This is a genomic window from Acinetobacter sp. QJM3NY_42 (assembly GCF_056173745.1).
In genome coordinates this window covers 118,644-139,738 of the sequence record NZ_CM149689.1, presented here as the reverse complement: position 1 = coordinate 139,738, position 21,095 = coordinate 118,644, and the positions used below count along the sequence as shown (strand labels likewise).

11 protein-coding genes, 2 tRNA genes and 3 rRNA genes are annotated in these 21,095 nt (G+C 44.3%); 3 read left to right on the top strand and 13 right to left on the bottom strand.

Annotated elements, in window-relative coordinates; genetic code table 11:
- The 12 genes from AC0VYT_RS00635 to def form a co-directional block, all read right to left on the bottom strand.
- Window positions 1–2,400 (bottom strand): YgiQ family radical SAM protein, encoded by a 2,400-nt coding sequence (locus AC0VYT_RS00635; RefSeq protein ID WP_005017238.1) that lies wholly within the window; start codon window positions 2,398–2,400, stop codon window positions 1–3.
- Window positions 2,401–2,612: 212 nt separating this feature from the next.
- The gene (locus AC0VYT_RS00630; protein WP_005017240.1) at window positions 2,613–3,809 is read right to left on the bottom strand and encodes an MFS transporter; all 1,197 of its coding nucleotides are present in this window, start codon (window positions 3,807–3,809) and stop codon (window positions 2,613–2,615) included.
- A gap of 94 nt (window positions 3,810–3,903) precedes the next feature.
- On the bottom strand, window positions 3,904–5,154 hold the full coding sequence (locus tag AC0VYT_RS00625) for an esterase-like activity of phytase family protein (protein ID WP_005017242.1): 1,251 nt from the start codon (window positions 5,152–5,154) through the stop codon (window positions 3,904–3,906).
- A 429-nt stretch (window positions 5,155–5,583) separates the two neighbouring features.
- Window positions 5,584–6,948, bottom strand: a complete 1,365-nt coding sequence (locus AC0VYT_RS00620; RefSeq protein ID WP_005017246.1) for an MFS transporter — start codon at window positions 6,946–6,948, stop codon at window positions 5,584–5,586.
- 355 nt (window positions 6,949–7,303) lie between these two features.
- A 5S ribosomal RNA gene (rrf, locus tag AC0VYT_RS00615) occupies window positions 7,304–7,418 on the bottom strand.
- A gap of 190 nt (window positions 7,419–7,608) precedes the next feature.
- Window positions 7,609–10,498, bottom strand: a 23S ribosomal RNA gene (locus AC0VYT_RS00610).
- A gap of 363 nt (window positions 10,499–10,861) precedes the next feature.
- Window positions 10,862–10,937, bottom strand: a tRNA-Ala gene (locus AC0VYT_RS00605).
- A gap of 55 nt (window positions 10,938–10,992) precedes the next feature.
- Window positions 10,993–11,069, bottom strand: a tRNA-Ile gene (locus AC0VYT_RS00600).
- A 61-nt stretch (window positions 11,070–11,130) separates the two neighbouring features.
- A 16S ribosomal RNA gene (locus AC0VYT_RS00595) occupies window positions 11,131–12,667 on the bottom strand.
- The 16S, 23S and 5S rRNA genes sit together here with 2 tRNA genes alongside, the layout of an rRNA operon.
- Window positions 12,668–13,449: 782 nt before the next feature.
- Window positions 13,450–15,513, bottom strand: coding sequence for a TonB-dependent copper receptor (locus AC0VYT_RS00590; protein WP_005017248.1), 2,064 nt, complete (start codon window positions 15,511–15,513; stop codon window positions 13,450–13,452).
- A 65-nt stretch (window positions 15,514–15,578) separates the two neighbouring features.
- The gene (locus AC0VYT_RS00585; RefSeq protein ID WP_005017249.1) at window positions 15,579–15,995 is read right to left on the bottom strand and encodes a DUF2946 family protein; all 417 of its coding nucleotides are present in this window, start codon (window positions 15,993–15,995) and stop codon (window positions 15,579–15,581) included.
- Between the two features lie 98 nt (window positions 15,996–16,093).
- The gene (def, locus tag AC0VYT_RS00580) at window positions 16,094–16,624 is read right to left on the bottom strand and encodes a peptide deformylase (protein ID WP_005017251.1); all 531 of its coding nucleotides are present in this window, start codon (window positions 16,622–16,624) and stop codon (window positions 16,094–16,096) included.
- Between the two features lie 124 nt (window positions 16,625–16,748).
- Between def and AC0VYT_RS00575 the strand changes: the two genes are divergently transcribed.
- The 3 genes from AC0VYT_RS00575 to tsaC are packed head-to-tail and all read left to right on the top strand — an operon-like array spanning window position 16,749 to window position 19,657.
- Window positions 16,749–17,897, top strand: a complete 1,149-nt coding sequence (locus AC0VYT_RS00575) for a LysM peptidoglycan-binding domain-containing protein (protein ID WP_005017253.1) — start codon at window positions 16,749–16,751, stop codon at window positions 17,895–17,897.
- A gap of 15 nt (window positions 17,898–17,912) precedes the next feature.
- Window positions 17,913–19,043, top strand: a complete 1,131-nt coding sequence (dprA, locus tag AC0VYT_RS00570; protein WP_005017255.1) for a DNA-processing protein DprA — start codon at window positions 17,913–17,915, stop codon at window positions 19,041–19,043.
- A 44-nt stretch (window positions 19,044–19,087) separates the two neighbouring features.
- A complete protein-coding gene (gene tsaC, locus AC0VYT_RS00565; RefSeq protein ID WP_005017257.1) occupies window positions 19,088–19,657 on the top strand; it encodes an L-threonylcarbamoyladenylate synthase type 1 TsaC in 570 nt (189 codons plus the stop codon).
- A gap of 458 nt (window positions 19,658–20,115) precedes the next feature.
- On the opposite strand, the gene AC0VYT_RS00560 is transcribed toward tsaC, so the two are convergent.
- On the bottom strand, window positions 20,116–21,009 hold the full coding sequence (locus tag AC0VYT_RS00560; RefSeq protein ID WP_005017258.1) for a DMT family transporter: 894 nt from the start codon (window positions 21,007–21,009) through the stop codon (window positions 20,116–20,118).
- Between the last annotated feature and the right edge of the window lie 86 nt (window positions 21,010–21,095).

Sequence of the window (21,095 nt, the reverse complement as noted above, 5' to 3'; positions counted from 1 at the left end):
TTAATGGGGAGTTTTGAATTTACCTTTACGCTTATTTTTGGTCAATTCAAAAGGGCGCTTCTCACCTGTTTCACGTGGCGGTAAACCTGTATGCTGGGTCAGCATCTGCCCTTTTTTCGGCCGCTGGTTCTGCCCCTGACCCTGATTTTGTCCTTGTCCTCTTACACCGGTAACACGTTTTTGTGAATCACCAGCTACTGTCGAGTTCTTTTTGCGCGCCGATTTATATTCGCCCTCCGTCCCTTGCGGCTGATAGGTTGGAATCAAATGCTGTTTGGAATTACCAATCAGATCCTGACGTCCCATTTCTTTTAAAGCTTCACGAAGCATTGGCCAGTTATTTGGATCATGATAACGCAAGAAAGCCTTGTGTAAGCGGCGACGCTTTTCACCTTTTACAATATCAACATCTTCAGTATAACGTGCCACTTTTGCCAGTGGATTCTTACTGGTGTGATACATGGTCGTAGCCGTCGCCATAGGTGACGGATAGAAGGTCTGGACCTGATCGGCACGGAAACCGTTCTTTTTCAGCCAGACCGCCAGGTTCATCATGTCATAGTCAGTTGTACCCGGATGCGCAGCGATAAAGTAAGGTATCAGGTACTGTTCTTTACCTGCCTCTTTACTAAAGCGGTCAAACATCTGTTTAAAGCGGTCATAAGTACCAATACCAGGTTTCATCATCTTCGATAATGGACCTTTCTCAGTATGCTCTGGTGCGATTTTCAGATAGCCGCCCACATGGTGCTGTACCAGCTCTTTCACATATTCGGGATTGAGTACGGCAAGGTCATAGCGCAGTCCCGAACCGATAAGAATTTTTTTAATTCCTTTAATCACCCGTGCTTTGCGGTAAAGCTGAGTCAATGGAGCATGGTCAGTATGCAGATTCTGACAAACGCCCGGATAGACACATGAAGGTTTACGGCAGTTTTTCTCAATTTCAGGGTCTTTACAGTGCAAACGGTACATATTTGCAGTAGGGCCACCTAAATCTGAAATAATACCTGTGAAGCCCGGCGCGGTATCCCGAATCTTTTCAACCTCACGCAGAATTGATTCTTCCGAACGGTTTTGAATAATCCGTCCTTCATGCTCTGTAATTGAGCAGAACGTACAACCTCCAAAACAGCCACGCATGATGTTTACCGAAAACTTGATCATATCAAAAGCCGGGAAGCGTGCATCGGCATAGGATGGATGTGGCAGACGTGCATATGGCAGGTCAAATACATAATCCATTTCTTCAGTAGTCAATGGAATCGGCGGCGGATTTAGCCATACGTCACGCTCACCATGCCGCTGCACTAGTGCACGCGCATTGCCAGGATTAGTTTCCAAGTGCAGAATCCGGTTAGCATGGGCATACAGCACCTGATCATTTGCAACTTGTTCAAATGAAGGCAAGCGAATTACTGCCAGCTCACGTGGAGGTAACTTGTGTTTAATGGCTTTGGATGCTGGCTGCAATTGCACAATTTGTGTATCCGGTTCAAGCTGGTCCCCTTCACGCACGATCGGATTATGAACAATTTCTTTCTGGAAATTCTGATATTGGGTTAGTGAATTCCCCTTATCTTTTTCAATTTCACAGCCATCAATATCTTCAGTCATTACATACGGGTTAATGATAGGATCAACACGACCCACCGTATCTACGTCATTCGAGGCAATTTCGATAAACTGGGCCTTGGAGGCACGATTATGTTTATTAATAATAAATGCTGTACCACGAACATCAGTAATCTCGTGAATCTTTTCGCCTTTGGCCAGACGATGCATTACTTCGATAATTGAACGCTCACCATTGCCGTACATGAGCAGGTCAGCTTTCGAATCCATTAAGATAGAGCGACGGACTTTATCTGACCAGTAATCATAATGTGCAATGCGGCGTAGTGACCCCTCAATTCCGCCTAACAGGACCGGAACATCTGGAAAAGCTTCACGGCAGCGCTGGCAATAAACAGTTGCTGCACGGTCTGGACGTTTGTTAGGTACATTGTCTGGAGAATAGGCGTCATCTGAACGGATTTTACGGTCAGCCGTATAGCGGTTGATCATGGAATCCATATTACCTGCTGTTACACCCCAGGCAATATTCGGTTTACCCAACGCGCGGAAGGCATCGACATTGGTCCAGTCTGGCTGCGCAATAATACCAACCCGAAAACCTTGTGCCTCTAATACGCGTCCGATAATTCCGGACACAAATGAAGGATGATCAATATAGGCATCGCCACAAACTAAAATAAAGTCGCAGCTATCCCAGCCGAGTTGATCCATTTCCTCGCGTGACATCGGCAAAAATGGCGCAGGTTCAAAACATGACGCCCAATATTTGTCGTAATCAAACAACGCTTTTGGCGCAGTCTGAGCGGTATAAGCAGTAGACATGGCTAGCAATTCTCGGCTGGCAGATGGAAGATCAAAAAAAAGATCAAAGATGAAAGCCGATCATTTTAACATGAAACCTGTTCATCTTTCTCGACTATAAGAATTGTATAAACAAGGAGATACAATTTCGATCGGCTAATCTTTGTACAAAAACGATTTTTTGAAATTAAAATACTCATACCCGCAGTTTTAATAAGAATAATAAAAGAGGGTCAGCTGCGGTTTAAACCTAATGAGATGATGAGACCGAGACCAAGAAACAGGGTAATTATCACCGTTAAACCACCCCAGCCCCAGTTTTCCCAAACCAGCCCGCCACTACTGCCTAATACGCTTGAACCCAGATAGTAGCAGAACAGGTAAAGTGAAGAGCCGACTGCCCGATACTGTAAAGCCTGTACAGATACCCAGCTACTGGCTGTAGAATGTGCTGCAAAGAAAGAAAAGGTAAAAATCAGCAGACCCAGCAATATGCACCAGATTGAGGGAATCAGCATAATCCATAACCCCAGGATCATACAGATAAACATGGCTGGTAAAACTTTACCCCGACCATATTTACGACCCCAACCTGCAGCCCGCGGTGAACTATAGATGCCTGAAAGATAGGCAATTGAAATCAGGCCAATCCAAGTCTGAGAGAGTTCAAACGGTTTTTCCAGTAAATGATAGCTAATATAGTTAAAGACCGTTACAAAACAGCCCATCAATAAAAAGCCTTCTGCAAACAGGAGCCTAAGTTTTGAGTCTGATAAATTTTTGGTGAATGACTGCTTAAACCTCGAAAAATTGATCGGATAAGGCTTGAAGTGCCGTGAAGCGGGCAAGGCAATATAAAATACAATAGCAATGATAAGGTTAAGCACACCAATGATCATTGTGGCAGTTTGCCAAGAAATAAAATCTAGCAGTACGCCTGCAATGAGACGACCACTCATGCCACCAATTGCTGTCCCTGAAATATATAGCCCCATGGCAAAGCCGACATCTTTTTGTGCAATTTCTTCACCGATATAAGTCATGGCTACTGAAGCAACACCACTTACAGCCAGGCCAATTAACATTCGGGTACTTAAAAAAACTTCCCAGTAAGGCAGAAAGGAACTGACCAGCAACAATATTGAGGTCGAAAATAGGGAAATTGCCATAACCTGCTTACGACCATAACGGTCTGAAATCAGTCCGGCAAACAACAGGCCAAGTGCCAGTGCAATAGTGGAGAATGAGAGCGGGAAACTGCTATGGGTCGGGCTGATAGCAAAGAACTTGGCAAGGAAAGGCATCATTGGCTGTACACAGTACAATGATGAAAATATGGCAAAGCCTGCCAGAAATAATGAAAGTAGAATAGCAAAAAAAGGTCGCGTCCCATACTCGATATAAGACTGCGACTCTACAGATTCAGACATAAAAGCTCCTTATGCCTGATGAGTATACGCCTGTTTAAATCAGTTTAAAGTGACTTGATTTTCACATAGATGAGCGTTACATATTTTTTCCAGACTAATATAAAGCTTTCGGCAACCGGATCTGGATAATTTCATTATCATCGGCAAGTTTAGCATTACGACCGCTCGAACCCGGAAAATTGTTATCATTTAACACGGTCAGGGTACGGCCATCTTCAATAACGACATCTTCAATAGTTTCAAATGGGAAAGCAAACTGTGTGCCTGTACCAATGTCTCCATCACGTACCGAAGTATAAAGCTGGTTCGGGTTTGCAATCTTAATTAAGTCCAGCAGTTCTTCACGCTCAATTACCTTGCCGGACTCACCCAGCTTGATCCTGATCAGCTTCTTATAGCTACCGAGATTATTCTGGCTGGCATCGCGCTCAATAATTATGCCTTCCTGATTATTAAAGAGCTGAAAGTCTCCAATCGCTGAAGCCTTGCTATCCAGCGTGAACAGATAGTATTTTCCGGTATAGGATTTAGTCTTTAGATCAAACTGGGAAATAATCAATTGGCCGCTGGCATCACCTTTTAATGGTTTTTCCAGTAATGGATAAAGATATTGGCCATCCTTAGAAAGTGCCATGCCTTCAAATCCGCCACTTTGCTGAATCAGTGGTTCGATATAGTTAATTCCTGCCTTGTTGAGCTGATTCTGTGGTGATCGTAGCTCCTGTCCTTTAATTAAAGGATGCGGAAGGGGAATAGGGGCATCAAGCAGTACGCCTTCTGCAGAAAAATGCAGTAAATAAGGTCCGAACTCATCACCAATCCAGTAAGTCCCATCGGCTACTCGCTGCATTGATTCCGGATCAAAATCCGCCCCAGTTAAAAGACGATCTGGTGTATTGTTATTTACAATTTCAAAAGGAACCAACTTATTCGGATCACGTAGCTGGATAAAATCCTGAACAGACACCTGCCCTGTTCCCTTGGTCTTGGTTTTAAAATCAGGCTTAATTTTATAAATTCTTAGCAAATAGTCAGCTGAATTGTTTTGAGTCCCAAAACCATTATCTGACATGGCCATATAACTGCCATCATTATTTTTAACTGCAGCTGAGAAACCCTGTACAGGCTGCCCTTTAAAGGGCGGATAAATTCCATTAGCCCCCGATACGGCAGCGCCTGAGTCGGGGCCTTCTGCATAAGTTGAAACTGGAAGTTTGGCAAATGAAATCAGGGTAGGTACTGTAAGGGTTTCTGGTGAAGAGAACTGATCATGATCATCATCATTACAGGCGCTTAAACTGAGAGCTGTAAGACAAAGCAGAGATAGAAGTTTCTTATTCATCATATGTACTTATAAAAATTTTTGTTTAATTAAAGCAATCAATTATGAAAATCTAACGACAATAAGATGAAAAGTTAATGACGATCTTATTACAGAAAATGAAATAGAGAAAATTATCTCCAGTCACATAAAAACTTGGTTATCTTTAAAATAATAAATTTTTGTCATCTCTGGCTTAGAGGATATAAGGCTTTCTACAGCTATAGTCTTTATCAGCTTTAAACTAATATATAAATATATAGAGATAGAATATCTCTAATGCATAAAACAACAGTTATAAAGTAATAGACAGGAAACTTTTCCGGTTGTACCGAATGATACTATCTAAACAGATATATAGAGCGGCCCGGTCAGGATGATCGGGCCGCTCTATTTTATTCTAAATATTTAATAAAAATAAAAAGCCTCAGTTGAGGCTTTTTAATCACAGTTTTAGAGCTCTACAATGCGACGCGGTTTTTTAATCGGAATAACAGGCTCCGTTACCTCATCACTCATCGGTACAACTTTAATTAAAGCCACTGCTATTGCTCCAATGACTGCCGGTATAGCAACTGCAAGAAAATTCATTTTATGTGGTAATTCCATACCCAATAGGAAACCAATCAAAATCGGACCAACAATTGCACCAATCCGCCCAACTGCTGAAGCCCAGCCAATTCCAGTCGAACGTACTGCTAACGGATAGTACTGAGCAACATAACTATAGAGAAGAATACTGCTGCCAATTGCTGAAGCGCCCGCTAAAGCTACCAGTAAATAAATTACGGCTGGTGGTGAATTAAATCCTAATCCAACCAAAGCCAGTGCCCCCATCAAGAACATTCCAATGATTACCGGTTTCAGATGGAATTTATCTGCCAGAATCCCCCCGCCAATCGTACCAATTACTGCCCCAATGTTCATAGACATCAGAAATATTAAACTGCTTCCCAGAGAGTAACCAGCAGCCATCATTAGTTTCGGTAACCAGCTACCTAATGCATATACCATAAGCAGGCACATGAAAAAACAGCTCCAGAACAGTAGTGTACTCATACCACGTCCCTGTCTAAATAAAGCTGCAACTGAGGCATCTGGAACTTTAACTTCATTTAAGACCAGCTGGGTCTGTAAGGTCATACTTTCCTGAGGCATAATCTTTTGAACAATCTTACGGGCTTTATCCTGCTGTTGTTTTTTAACCAGAAAAGTTAAAGATTCAGGCAAAAACTTCCATATGATTGGTAAAATCAGTAAAGGAATACCTGCAATATAGAACATGATCTCCCAACCAAAGGTCGGCGTAAACTGAGCCCCCAATAATGCTGCCATAATACCGCCCATGGCATAGCCACTGAACATGGTAGTAACCAGAGTACTTCTTAATTTTTGAGGCGCATATTCTGATGTAAGCGCAACCAAGTTAGGCAGCACTCCGCCTATACCCAGCCCGGCAATAAAACGTAAAATACCAAATTCAGTCGGGTTTGAAGCAAAACCACCTAAAAAAGTAAATCCGCTAAATAAAGTGACACAGATCAAAATAACTTTTTTTCGGCCAATCTTATCGGCTAGCATTCCAAACAGCATTGCACCAAACATCATCCCCGCTAAAGCAGTACTGGCCAGCATGCCTGCCTGTACAGCAGTCATATTCCACTCTTGCATTAATAAAGGTAGAGCAACACCATTAATTGCCAGATCATAACCATCAAAAATGACAATAAATAAGCACCACAATACTATAGTCATATGAAAGGGCTTAAATTTGGCATGATCAATAACCGTATTGACATTTATTATGTTAGTTGACATTAGTTCTCACCTCCACTGTGAGTTTATAATTTCAACTAAAATGAATTATGATTCACTTTTTGTCTAAAACCCTAAAGGTATAAAAACATACCCTAAAAGCATTAAAACGAAGATGTGATATAAAATGTCAGCTTGACTTGAATAAAAAATCAACATTTAAATCAAAAAATTTAAAAAACTACCCAGTCTATATTTAAATTTATGAATTTTAACAGTTACTTAAGGATATAAGCCAAATTTATAAGACTAAAGAGATATTGAACTGAAAAATGATATCTCAAATTAACTATTATTTTATATAAACCCTCTAAGTATAAAAAAAGCCCCCTCAATGAGGGGGCTTTTCGGAATAATGAGCTGGCGATGACTTACTCTCACATGGGTAACCCCACACTACCATCAGCGCTAAGAGGTTTCACTTCTGAGTTCGGGAAGGGATCAGGTGGTTCACTCTTGCTATGGTCGCCAGCACAACTGTTGATGGACTTGTTCGGGTCTGATTTAACTGCGGTGCAGTATATGCCGTACTTTAGTCCAAATGAGTTATTAACAGAGGGCAGATCTGGGTCTGAATTGTATGTTCCAGCATCAGGCTGAATCAAGGGATATTGCATATTTATGAATCGATTGATGCTTTGTATACAACTGTTTGGGTGTTGTATAGTCAAGCCTCACGAGCAATTAGTATTGGTCAGCTTCACATATCACTATGCTTCCACATCCAACCTATCAACGTCCTGGTCTTGAACGGCTCTTTAGGTGACATAAAGTCACGGGGAAATCTTATCTTGAGGTAGGCTTCCCGCTTAGATGCTTTCAGCGGTTATCCCTTCCGAACATAGCTACCCGGCGATGCGACTGGCGTCACAACCGGTACACCAGAGGTTCGTCCACTCTGGTCCTCTCGTACTAGGAGCAGATCCTCTCAAATTTCCAGCGCCCACGGTAGATAGGGACCGAACTGTCTCACGACGTTCTAAACCCAGCTCGCGTACCTCTTTAAATGGCGAACAGCCATACCCTTGGGACCTGCTTCAGCCCCAGGATGAGATGAGCCGACATCGAGGTGCCAAACACCGCCGTCGATATGAACTCTTGGGCGGTATCAGCCTGTTATCCCCAGAGTACCTTTTATCCGTTGAGCGATGGCCCTTCCATACAGAACCACCGGATCACTAAGACCTACTTTCGTACCTGCTCGACTTGTGGGTCTCGCAGTTAAGCGCGCTTTTGCCTTTATACTCTACGCGTGATTTCCGACCACGCTGAGCGCACCTTCGTACTCCTCCGTTACTCTTTAGGAGGAGACCGCCCCAGTCAAACTACCCACCAGACACGGTCCTCGACCCAGATTATGGGTCAGAGTTAGAACCTCAACATTACCAGGGTGGTATTTCAAGGATGGCTCCATAGGAACTGGCGTCCCTACTTCAAAGCCTCCCACCTATCCTACACAAGTAAGGTCAAAGTTCAGTGTCAAGCTGCAGTAAAGGTTCACGGGGTCTTTCCGTCTAGCCGCGGGTACACTGCATCTTCACAGCGATTTCGATTTCACTGAGCCTCTGCTGGAGACAGCGCCGCCATCATTATGCCATTCGTGCAGGTCGGAACTTACCCGACAAGGAATTTCGCTACCTTAGGACCGTTATAGTTACGGCCGCCGTTTACTGGGGCTTCGATCAAGAGCTTCGCTTACGCTAACCCCATCAATTAACCTTCCAGCACCGGGCAGGCATCACACCCTATACGTCCACTTTCGTGTTTGCAGAGTGCTATGTTTTTAATAAACAGTTGCAGCGGCCTGGTTTCTGCGGCTGCCGACAGCTCAAGGAGCAAGTCCTATCACCATCAGCAGCGTACCTTCTCCCGAAGTTACGGTACCATTTTGCCTAGTTCCTTCAGCAGAGTTCTCTCAAGCGCCTTGGTCTACTCGACCTGACCACCTGTGTCGGTTTCGGGTACGATTCCTGTGTAACTGAAGCTTAGAGACTTTTCTTGGAAGTATGGTATCGGCCACTTCGCCAGTAAACTGGCTTGCTATCGACTCTCAGCATAGAGCACCCCGGATTTGCCTAAGATGCATGCCTACTGTCTTCCACCTGGACAACCAACGCCAGGCTGACCTAACCTTCTCCGTCCTCTCATCGCATTACACAGAAGTATTGGAATATTAACCAATTTCCCATCGACTACGCCTTTCGGCCTCGCCTTAGGGGTCGACTCACCCAGCCCCGATTAACGTTGGACTGGAACCCTTGGTCTTTCGGCGAACGGGTTTTTCACCCGTTTTGTCGTTACTCACGTCAGCATTCGCACTTCTGATACCTCCAGCAGACTTCTCAATCCACCTTCATCGGCTTACAGAACGCTCCCCTACCACGCACATAAATGTGCATCCGCAGCTTCGGCACATAGTTTTAGCCCCGTTACATCTTCCGCGCAGGCCGACTCGACTAGTGAGCTATTACGCTTTCTTTAAAGGGTGGCTGCTTCTAAGCCAACCTCCTAGCTGTCTATGCCTTCCCACATCGTTTCCCACTTAACTATGATTTTGGGGCCTTAGCTGGCGGTCTGGATTGTTTTCCTCTTGACTACGGACGTTAGCACCCGCAGTCTGTCTCCCGGATAGTACTCATTGGTATTCGGAGTTTGCATCGGTTTGGTAAGTCGGGATGACCCCCTAGCCGAAACAGTGCTCTACCCCCAATGGTATTCGTCCGAGGCGCTACCTAAATAGCTTTCGGGGAGAACCAGCTATCACCGAGTTTGATTAGCCTTTCACCCCTATCCACAAGTCATCCCCCGGCTTTTCAACGACGGTGGGTTCGGTCCTCCAGTTAGTGTTACCCAACCTTCAACCTGCTCATGGATAGATCACCCGGTTTCGGGTCTATACCCAGCGACTAGACGCCCTATTAAGACTCGATTTCTCTACGGCTCCCCTATTCGGTTAACCTCGCCACTGAATATAAGTCGCTGACCCATTATACAAAAGGTACGCAGTCACACCACGAAGGTGCTCCCACTGCTTGTATGCATGCGGTTTCAGGATCTATTTCACTCCCCTCACAGGGGTTCTTTTCGCCTTTCCCTCACGGTACTGGTTCACTATCGGTCAGTCAGGAGTATTTAGCCTTGGAGGATGGTCCCCCCATATTCAGACAAGGTTTCACGTGCCTCGCCCTACTCGTCATCATTATGTGTGCCCTTTCGTGTACGGGACTATCACCCTCTACGGTTGCACTTCCCAGAGCATTCCGCTAAAACACACATAACTTAATGGGCTGATCCCCGTTCGCTCGCCGCTACTGAGGGAATCTCAATTGATTTCTTTTCCTGAGGGTACTGAGATGTTTCACTTCCCCTCGTTCGCCTTGCATGACTATGTATTCATCATGCAATACCTACCTTATGGTAAGTGGGTTTCCCCATTCAGACATCTCCGGATCACAGGATATTTGCCACCTCCCCGAAGCTTTTCGCAGGCTATCACGTCTTTCATCGCCTCTGACTGCCAAGGCATCCACCACATGCACTTAATTACTTGACTATACAACCCCAAACAGTCGACGTTACCTACAAGGAGCAACTTCAACATTACAGTTTAGAGTACTGTGCATTTAAGCACTGTACAGCTTCAATCTAAATTCATATACCAAAACGCTTGATTCAGTTAATTTGCTAGTTCTCAGTTCAATCTACGTTAGTTAACAGGTTACCCTGTAACGTCTATTGAATGAGTTGAACAATTTATTTCAGACTCAAATTTGCCAATCTGTTAATGATTCACTGCATCCTCGTCGGACTGCAGTCAACTGTGATAAATCACAGAAGTTAATAAACCAGGATTCTTGAACCTTCCATTTACTAAATTCTGTAATCTTTAGCTTCGAATCAAATCATGTTTGATTCGTGGTGGAGACTAGGAGAGTCGAACTCCTGACCTCCTGCGTGCAAAGCAGGCGCTCTACCAACTAAGCTAAGTCCCCAGCTTATCAATAAGTCAACATATCTGTTTTTCTGCATTACTGCTTTCGTCAGTAGTGGTGGGTCTGACAAGACTTGAACTTGTGACCCCACGCTTATCAAGCGTGTGCTCTAACCAACTGAGCTACAGACCCTCAGATACATCGTCATGAAGAACAACTTGTTGTGGATTCTTACCAATCGTCAATCTTTCGTTAAGGAGGTGATCCAGCCGCAGGTTCCCCTACGGCTACCTTGTTACGACTTCACCCCAGTCATCGGCCACACCGTGGTAAGCGTCCTCCTTGCGGTTAGACTACCTACTTCTGGTGCAACAAACTCCCATGGTGTGACGGGCGGTGTGTACAAGGCCCGGGAACGTATTCACCGCGGCATTCTGATCCGCGATTACTAGCGATTCCGACTTCATGGAGTCGAGTTGCAGACTCCAATCCGGACTACGATCGGCTTTTTGAGATTAGCATCACATCGCTGTGTAGCAACCCTTTGTACCGACCATTGTAGCACGTGTGTAGCCCTGGCCGTAAGGGCCATGATGACTTGACGTCGTCCCCGCCTTCCTCCAGTTTGTCACTGGCAGTATCCTTAAAGTTCCCACCCGAAGTGCTGGCAAATAAGGAAAAGGGTTGCGCTCGTTGCGGGACTTAACCCAACATCTCACGACACGAGCTGACGACAGCCATGCAGCACCTGTATCAGAGTTCCCGAAGGCACCAATCCATCTCTGGAAAGTTCTCTGTATGTCAAGGCCAGGTAAGGTTCTTCGCGTTGCATCGAATTAAACCACATGCTCCACCGCTTGTGCGGGCCCCCGTCAATTCATTTGAGTTTTAGTCTTGCGACCGTACTCCCCAGGCGGTCTACTTATCGCGTTAGCTGCGCCACTAAAGCCTCAAGGGCCCCAACGGCTAGTAGACATCGTTTACGGCATGGACTACCAGGGTATCTAATCCTGTTTGCTCCCCATGCTTTCGTACCTCAGCGTCAGTATTAGGCCAGATGGCTGCCTTCGCCATCGGTATTCCTCCAGATCTCTACGCATTTCACCGCTACACCTGGAATTCTACCATCCTCTCCCATACTCTAGCCAACCAGTATCGAATGCAATTCCCAAGTTAAGCTCGGGGATTTCACATTTGACTTAATTGGCCGCCTACGCACGCTTTACGCCCAGTAAATCCGATTAACGCTCGCACCCTCTGTATTACCGCGGCTGCTGGCACAGAGTTAGCCGGTGCTTATTCTGCGAGTAACGTCCACTATCCTAAAGTATTAATCTAGGTAGCCTCCTCCTCGCTTAAAGTGCTTTACAACCAAAAGGCCTTCTTCACACACGCGGCATGGCTGGATCAGGGTTCCCCCCATTGTCCAATATTCCCCACTGCTGCCTCCCGTAGGAGTCTGGGCCGTGTCTCAGTCCCAGTGTGGCGGATCATCCTCTCAGACCCGCTACAGATCGTCGCCTTGGTAGGCCTTTACCCTACCAACTAGCTAATCCGACTTAGGCTCATCTATTAGCGCAAGGCCCAAAGGTCCCCTGCTTTCTCCCGTAGGACGTATGCGGTATTAGCGCTCCTTTCGGAACGTTGTCCCCCACTAATAGGCAGATTCCTAAGCATTACTCACCCGTCCGCCGCTGAATCCGGTAGCAAGCTACCTTCATCCGCTCGACTTGCATGTGTTAAGCCTGCCGCCAGCGTTCAATCTGAGCCATGATCAAACTCTTCAGTTAAAATCATTTGTACCTTATTTATAGACAAGGTACCAATTCTGGCTCATTAATCTTCTGACTAAAAATTTACTCAAATAAACTTCGAGAAATTTCTACCATTCAATCAATGAAAATTATTTCGATCGATCAATCAGTAAAAATCCACACAAGTTGTTCTTCATATTCTCTTAATGATCTTCTTACTGCTTCGTCAGCAGCAAGCTAGGTCGGCTATATTACGCTTTCTTTTCAGAAAGTCAACTGGTAATTCAGATTATTTTAAACCTATCTAACAAAACCCGACTTAACTATATTTAACTAAGTTGCTGTTTTATCAGAAGTTTTAATCTTCATCACCGCCGATGGATGTGCATTCTACAGCATTTCAGTATCGTTGCAACACTTCTAAAAAACATTTTTTATCGTGTGTTTATTTTTCAAACCAATAAAAAAATAAGTTATTGTTATTTAATAATAATTTATTTTGATTATTCTTTTATTTTATAAAGACTCCTATTTAAAATTTAGCCAAATTAATATTAAGATATTGTTTTATATATATTTTATTTAAAAAATTACTTTCAATATCAAGCTTATTGTTCAATATTAATTCTATTTTTGTCTTCCTATTCGCCAAAGTGCTGTTCAAACATACAAAATACGCTATAAAGCTCAATTTCTTACTATTCAAGTTTTATAAAAGCCTTTCCTAAAGTATCTTTGCTTACCTCCAAATAGTAAAAAGCCATTGTTTTACAGCAATGGCTTTTTTGTCTTCATTTACTTTTATAGATGCGAAATGATTAGAACTTTATACTCACACGTGCCCAATAATTGCGGCCCATATTATTAAACTGTTCATGGCTGGCAAAACCAAAGCCTGAACTTCCAGCCCGATTTAAATGCTCGGTATAAGTTTTATTGAGCACATTATCTATACCTAAAGCCAGATCGACATGCTGCATCAGGCTATAAGAGCCATTTAATGACAACGTGCTGAAACCTTTACTTTTTTGCAGATCATATCCTACGATGTTCCCTTGGTTCAGGCTAATCCGGTCCTGCTGCGCCACCATCCGCCAAAGTAAGCCCAAAGTATATTTATCCTGAACATAGCGAAGGTTAAAGCGTCCTTCTAAAGGAGCTATCTGAGGCAATGGGGTATGATCTGTAGTATTTTTACCCCAAGCATACATGGTACTTAAATCAGCCTGTACTGCATCAGTAAGCTGATAACCAACTCCTGCTTCAGCCCCTGCAATCACTGCATCAATATTTTTTGCTCCTGCACTAAAGTTTGAACCATGCCCATGTGCGCCAGCAGCTGGATGGTCATGATAGCTAATTAAAATATAATCATTAATTAGACCGGTATAAGCAGAAAGCCATGAGCTGAAAGCACCATGCTGATGCTGATAGCCCAGATCCAGTTGCAAGGTTTTTTCAGTATCCAAATCATTAAAGGTTGGTTTGCCCATACCTGTGTTACCGTGAGCAGTACTGAACAGCTCCCAGTAATCCGGTGCACGCTGGACATAGCCCAGACCGATATAAGTTTTAGCATCATGCTCTGGATGCTGGCCTTCCAGCCGGACAAAAGCACTTGGTAGAGTTTCCTTGCGGTTCTCATCAAGTTTTAATGCATCTATCTTGATCTGATCAATCCGTGCACCGGTAACCAGCTTGTAATGTTCATTGAAGGGATAACTCAGCTCACTAAACGCACCATAAGACTGAAACTTCATATTGGTCGTCAATGGCATATTCATCATCATGGAGGTCATGCCGCCTGCATGATGATTGTGCTGAGAATCTATACCGCTGATGATATTTGCCTGATTCCATGCCGTAGTGACTGCAAGGCGAGTATTCAGAGTACGGCGAGTCACCTGCATCTCTTGCGGATCCGGCATCAGCATGGTCATACCACTATGGGTCATTTCAACCAATGGAGGCGTACGCAAACTAAAGTTATCCATAATATGGTCGTTATAGCTATAATTTACCTGCCCTTCAATTTTCTTAATCACATCATTAATATTATTCTTTTCAAAACGCAGGCCTAAACTTTCCCTTGCAAACTGGGAACCGTCCATATCACGGCCGGCATATAAAGCCTCGCCATCTGATTTTCCAGCTGTCAATTCAAGCCAGGTCTGTTCATCTGGTGTCCAGCCCAGGGCCAAATCTGTATTCCAGCGCTCCCATGCGGAAGGTACAGTATTACCATCCCCATCTTTATAGCTGTCTGACTTTGAGCGGTTAGCATTTAAACGAATGTATTTATTTTCGTCACCAACTGCTGCCTCTACATTGTGATCAAGGCGGCCAAATGAACCCAGCATGGTACTGGCCTGACCCTGATAATGCTGATCTTCATTAAAACGGACTGGCTTACGCTCAAAAATTACAGTGGCTGCTGAACCGGTCTGTGCATATTGTACGGTCTGCGGCCCTTTAATGACCGAAATTTGGTCATAACTTTCCGGCTGAATATAAGAAGTTGGTGCATCCATACGTGACGGACAGGCTCCCAGATTTTCCGTACCGTCAGTCAGAATCTTGATGCGTGAGCCAAACATGCCCCGAAAGGTCACATCGCCATTGGTTCCCCCATTTTTGATGGCACTAAAGCCAACAATACTTTGTAGATAATCTGCACCATCTGTCGCAGGTACAGGCTGAATGGGCTTTTTAGGATCAGCTTGCACAATCAGTCCACTAGCCTCATTACCCTGCTGGGCAGTTATTATAATAGGGGCCAGAGTCTGCACACTGGTCTCGGTTTCGGCAAATAATGTACCTGAATAGCAGGCAATGAAAATTGCAGCCGATAAAGGCTGTAAAAAGAATTTTGGCCGAGCCATATCAATCTCTCTAAAAATACAAATAAACAGTGACCTGGACCAGTGAGGCCCAGAGAAAAAGTTGTTTATGCAGAGATTGGAGGAGCTCGCCCCTGAGGTAATAAAAATAGCCGCTGGAGTACAAACCAGACATGACTGAATGTCTTCTGGAAAGCGAGCAGCCGAACCTGAATACGATCCAGGACTTCTTTTATATCCAGTTCAGGCGGCAATACCAGATTGCTATAGACAGTACAATACTGGCATTGATGATTAGCATCATGGTGATGGTGTTCAGAAGCTGAATCTTTCTGAAGATTATGCTGATGACTATGAGATGCGGCTGAATGCTCAGCATGAGGTACGGTATGGTTCAGTAACAATGCACGGGTAATCGTTTCACAGACAGGCGCAACCTGATACTGCTGGGGCAGCAGAGGCTGTAAAAATACCGCGATCTGTAAACATACTGCTATGACTGACAGCAGTAACCCATGACGCATCAACAAATTTTGAATCTCAAAATTTTACTGGAGCCCCAGTATAGCAAAGCCCAAATTAAATTGGGCCTTATTAAAAGATTATTCAGACAGTTCAACCACTAGCGTCTTGCTGCAACCTTTTCCTTCTGTCTTGAACGCACCAGTTTTTCAACTTTTTCACGGGCACGCTGCCGTTTAAGAGGAGAAAGGTAATCTACAAAAAGCTTACCGTTCAGATGGTCCATTTCATGCTGGATACACACAGCCAGCAATCCGTCAGCTTCGATCTCGAAGGCATTACCTTCAAGGTTAAGGGCCTCAATTTTGACACGTGACGGACGCTCAACTTTGTCGTATATTTGTGGCACAGATAAACAGCCTTCTTCATAAGGCTGGGTATCTTCAGTAAGCGGTGTAATTTTAGGGTTAATAAAAACCATTGGCTGATTTTTTTCTTCAGATAAATCCATCACGATTAACTGAATATGACGGTCAACCTGTGTTGCAGCCAAGCCAATGCCCGGCGCTTCGTACATGGTTTCAAACATATCTGCAGCAAGCTGGCGAATTTCATCTGTCACTTCTTCGACTGGCTTGGCAAGGGTACGAAGACGCGGGTCTGGGAAACTTAAAATAGGTAATAAGGCCATACAGTCGTCCTCTTTTGTTGCCAGTATTGCAAAACCAAATAAATGAAGGAAAACTTCATTAAAAAATGTGTGTAAGGTCGTTATTATAACGCAACTACAGACATAATTTTTAGGAATTATGATAATGAAAAAAGTTTTCAAAGGCAGCGCACTTCGTGCCTTGGGGTTTAAAAAGCAGTTTATTGCTCTCGCAATCTGTTCAAGTTTGGGAATAATCATGCCTGGCATGGCTGAAGCAGCCAGCCGTAATATAAATCCGCCCTCTTTAAAAGCCAGTGCTCCTAATGTTTATGTGGTCAAAAGAGGGGATACTTTATGGGATATCGCCGGAAAATTCTTGAGTAAGCCGTGGCGCTGGCCAGAAATCTGGGCCAGCAACAAACATGTCAAGAATCCACACTGGATTTATCCGGGCGACCGTTTATTGCTGTGTACTCTAGACGGACGACCGCTGATCGGTAAAGATGAAGGTGACGGCTGTGAAGGCATTATTCGCCGTTATGGTGGCCAGACCAGTATGCAGCCACAAATTCGTGTTGAATCCCTAAATAATGCTATTCCAGTTATTCCACTTGAACATATTCGGGTCTGGCTGGAACGCACCCTGATAATGTCACCAGATTCAGTGATCAATACCCCCTATATTTTAGGCACGGCTGATAACCGGGTATTGGCTGCTGCCGGTCAAACCGTTTATGCACGCGGTAATGGTCTGCAAGTTGGTCAGCGTTATGCAGTTTATCGTGAGGGTGAGCCTTACATATTCACCGATGCTAATGGCAAGTCATATAATGCCGGTGTAGAGCTGCTTCAGGTGGCTTCCGGCGTAGCTGTGCAGAATGAACAGGATATTACTACGCTAGAATTAACGCAAAGTTATAATGGGGAAGTCCGTCGTGGGGATCGGGTCATGCCAGAATATGATCCTATGTTGCCTACCCTGTTCTATCCAACAATTGACCATCAGGTAACTGAAGGCGGTCAGGTGATTCGGGTGATGGGATCAATCGGTACGGCAGCCAGACACAGTGTGGTAACTGTTAACCGGGGCAATATTCATGGTGTTCAGTCCGGTCAGGTATTTAGTGTCTATCAGCAGGGTGAAGTTGTACGTGATCCGAAAACCCGTGAACAAATCAAACTGCCAAGTCAAAAAGTTGGTAATATTATGATTTTCCGTACTTTTGACCAGTTGAGCTATGCTTATGTACTGGACAGCGCCCTACCTATCAAAGTAGGTTCTGGCATCCAGGCGCCGCCAATGGCAGAGTAAGGCTGGAGCATTATTATGATTGCCGAATTATCGCAGCTTCATTATCACAGTCTGAAGCTGTGGTATTTGGTCCAGCATTCAGTTTCAAGTTTTAACCAGCTGGTTGAGTATTTTGGCAGTGCTGAACAGGCAACCACTCCGGCAGCATTAGCGCGCTGGGGCAATTTAAAACTGCATGCCAATCATTCCAAGCGGGCACAGGAATTTTATAGCGCAACCGGTCAGGCTGAGTTTGAGCAACTGACCCAACGGGTATTGGCAAGTTGCGATTTTATTTTAGTGCCGGAAGATATACTGTATCCGCAGCAGCTGCACCCTTATACAGATAAGCCTCCGATCCTGTTTGGCCAAGGTTCTGCTCAAGCCTTAAGTCAACCCCAGATCGCGATTGTAGGCAGTCGCAAACCAAGCCCGCATGGCCGGCAAGTAGCCTACGACTTTGCGTATTATCTGAGTGAAAAAGGGTTTTATATTACCAGTGGACTTGCCTTGGGAATTGACGAGGCAGCACATCAAGGGGCATTGCAGCATCAGCGTACTATTGCTGTAGTCGGAACCGGACTGGATCTGGTCTATCCAGCCCATAACCGTAAGCTTCAAGAACAGATACTTCAATACGGCGGTACAATCGTCAGTGAGTTTTTACCGGGAACCCAACCACTCAAGCATCATTTTCCACGCCGTAACCGTATTGTTAGTGGTTTGAGTCTAGGTGTACTGGTGGCAGAAGCCGCTTTAGAAAGTGGTTCATTGATTACTGCACAGCGTGCCGCCGATCAGGGTAAGATTATTTTTGCCATTCCCGGCCATATCTACAGCGAGCATCATCAAGGCTGTCATCAACTCATCCGTGAAGGCGCCATACTGGTAGATCATCCGGAACAGCTGATTGAAGATCTGGCTTTACCGACCCAGTGGCATAGCCAGCAACAAAAGGTAAGCAGTGTACCCGAGCCGGCACAGGTACCTGAACATCTATTTGAACTGTACCAACAACTAGACTGGGTAGGACTGGATCTAGACCAGATTGCTCTTAAATTGCCATTATCTGCGGCTGAATTGACCGGACATCTGATGGAACTTGAGTTACTTGGACTATGTGTTCAGCAATCTGGGCGCTATCTGCGTTGCCGTCCGGGCTTTTAAGGTTCACAATAACCCTGTTTTCAGCTCTAAGGTAAATAGAATATATGATCACCACCTCTGTGACAGAAGCAGCAGAATGTCTCAGCCAGGGCAAAGTTTTAGCCTACCCCACCGAAGCTGTTTGGGGGCTCGGCTGTGATCCATATAATGAAGCGGCCTTCCATGAAATATTGCGCCTGAAACAACGTCCTATTGAAAAAGGAGTTATTTTGCTGGCTGGCCAGCTCTCGCAGGTTGAACACTTATTAGTGTCATTAAACCAGGAGCGTCAACAGCAAGTTATCCAGCAATGGACCCAGCGCTCAGTGACCGAGCGGGCAACTACCTGGCTGCTTCCAGCGGATGAGCAGATTCCTGTATGGATACGTGGCCAGCATCCTAAAGTTGCAGTACGGGTCACCAATCACCCGCTATGTGTAGCCCTCTGTAATGCTTTTAACAGTTTTATTGTTTCTACCAGTGCTAACCCTGCAGGTCTAGAACCGGCACGTACCTTACAGGAAGCCAGCCAGTATTTTGGTTCTGAGCTGAATTATCTCAATGGGGATCTCGGTTTAAGCCAGCAACCTAGCCGTATTATTGATGCGATTACAGGTGAAATTATTAGAGCCTGAGATAAGCCCCAAGCTTTTTAAGAACTGTGCAAGCTTTCTACTTAAATTTAAGACAAAAAAAACTCAGCCATATAGATAGGAATGGCTGAGTATAAAAAGGGATGTGTTGACACATCCAGAGGGTCTATTACAACTTTATATTCACTTAATGTGAAGTAAAACTTAACAATACTGCTTAATGTGTATTATAAATATAATTTTAAAATAAAACAAATATATTATTTATCTTGTACATAGAGCTTTTTATGATCAATACTAATCAATATGGCTAAACAATTCAAAATATGTCTTTATTTATTTAAGGCTTTTTCTAAATATAAAAAAATCTCCACAATTATACTGGGGCTCAGTATCTGATCAGACCTTAGTCTAAGCTTAGATAAAATCTCTCGTATGTTTAACTTTTAGGCACTACTTAATAATCTAAAGATCAAATATGACCAGAGAATGACCAACGCTCATGTTCGACAGGTTTTTTTCTGTGCCATCACAACACCTATGAGTATCAGGACTCCGCCCAGCGTATGATAAATTGTCCAGCTTTCAGCCAGCCATAAACTGGCAATGATTGCGGTAAAAACTGGCATCAAATTCATAAAAATACTGGTGCGGTTAGGGCCAATCTGCTGTACAGCCAGCATCCAGACAAAAGGCGCAATCAGTGAAGGGAAAATACCTGCATATAGCACGCTGCCCAAGTTAGCTGTATTCAAGCTGTCCAGACCTAGCCACGCGATAAAAGGTAAATGATAGATCAGCGCAAAAGCGATCTGAATATAAAGGCTGATCAATAAAGGAATCTTTAATTGCCATTTTTTCAGGAAAACACCATAAAAGGCATAGAAGAACACGGCAACTACCATAAGCAGATCACCCCAGTGCGCGCCACTTTGCCAGAGTGCCGACAGGTTCCCCTGAGCCATTACATAAATCAGTCCGCAAAATGACAGGATACTGCCCATAATCGCGAAGCGATTGGGTATATCTTTGAGAATAAAAAAAGAAACCAGAATGGTGAATACGGGAATGAAAGCATTAATCAGTCCCATATTGGTAGCAGTGGTATAATGTGCCGCGGTATATGCCAGTCCCTGATACAGTACCATCCCAAAAGCGCTCAGTACCGCCAGCTGTAGCCAGTGCTGCATTATCAGCTGACGCTGTTCCCAGACCTTGCCCAGCATAAATGGTGTCAGAATGAGAAATGCAATAAGCCAGCGATAAAAACTGATACTGACAGGAGAAATCAAATCTGCTGCATAGCGTGTAACTACAATATTTAATGACCAGATCATGACAGCAATGACTGGCAAAACAAATGCCCACGCCGGGTTACGGGAAACACTTGACATCTCTATGCTCTTTAATCATTCAATCCAGTATTGTTCTAGAAGTCTGAAATAATTGAAATACTGTTTTTCAGACATCTATACTGTAT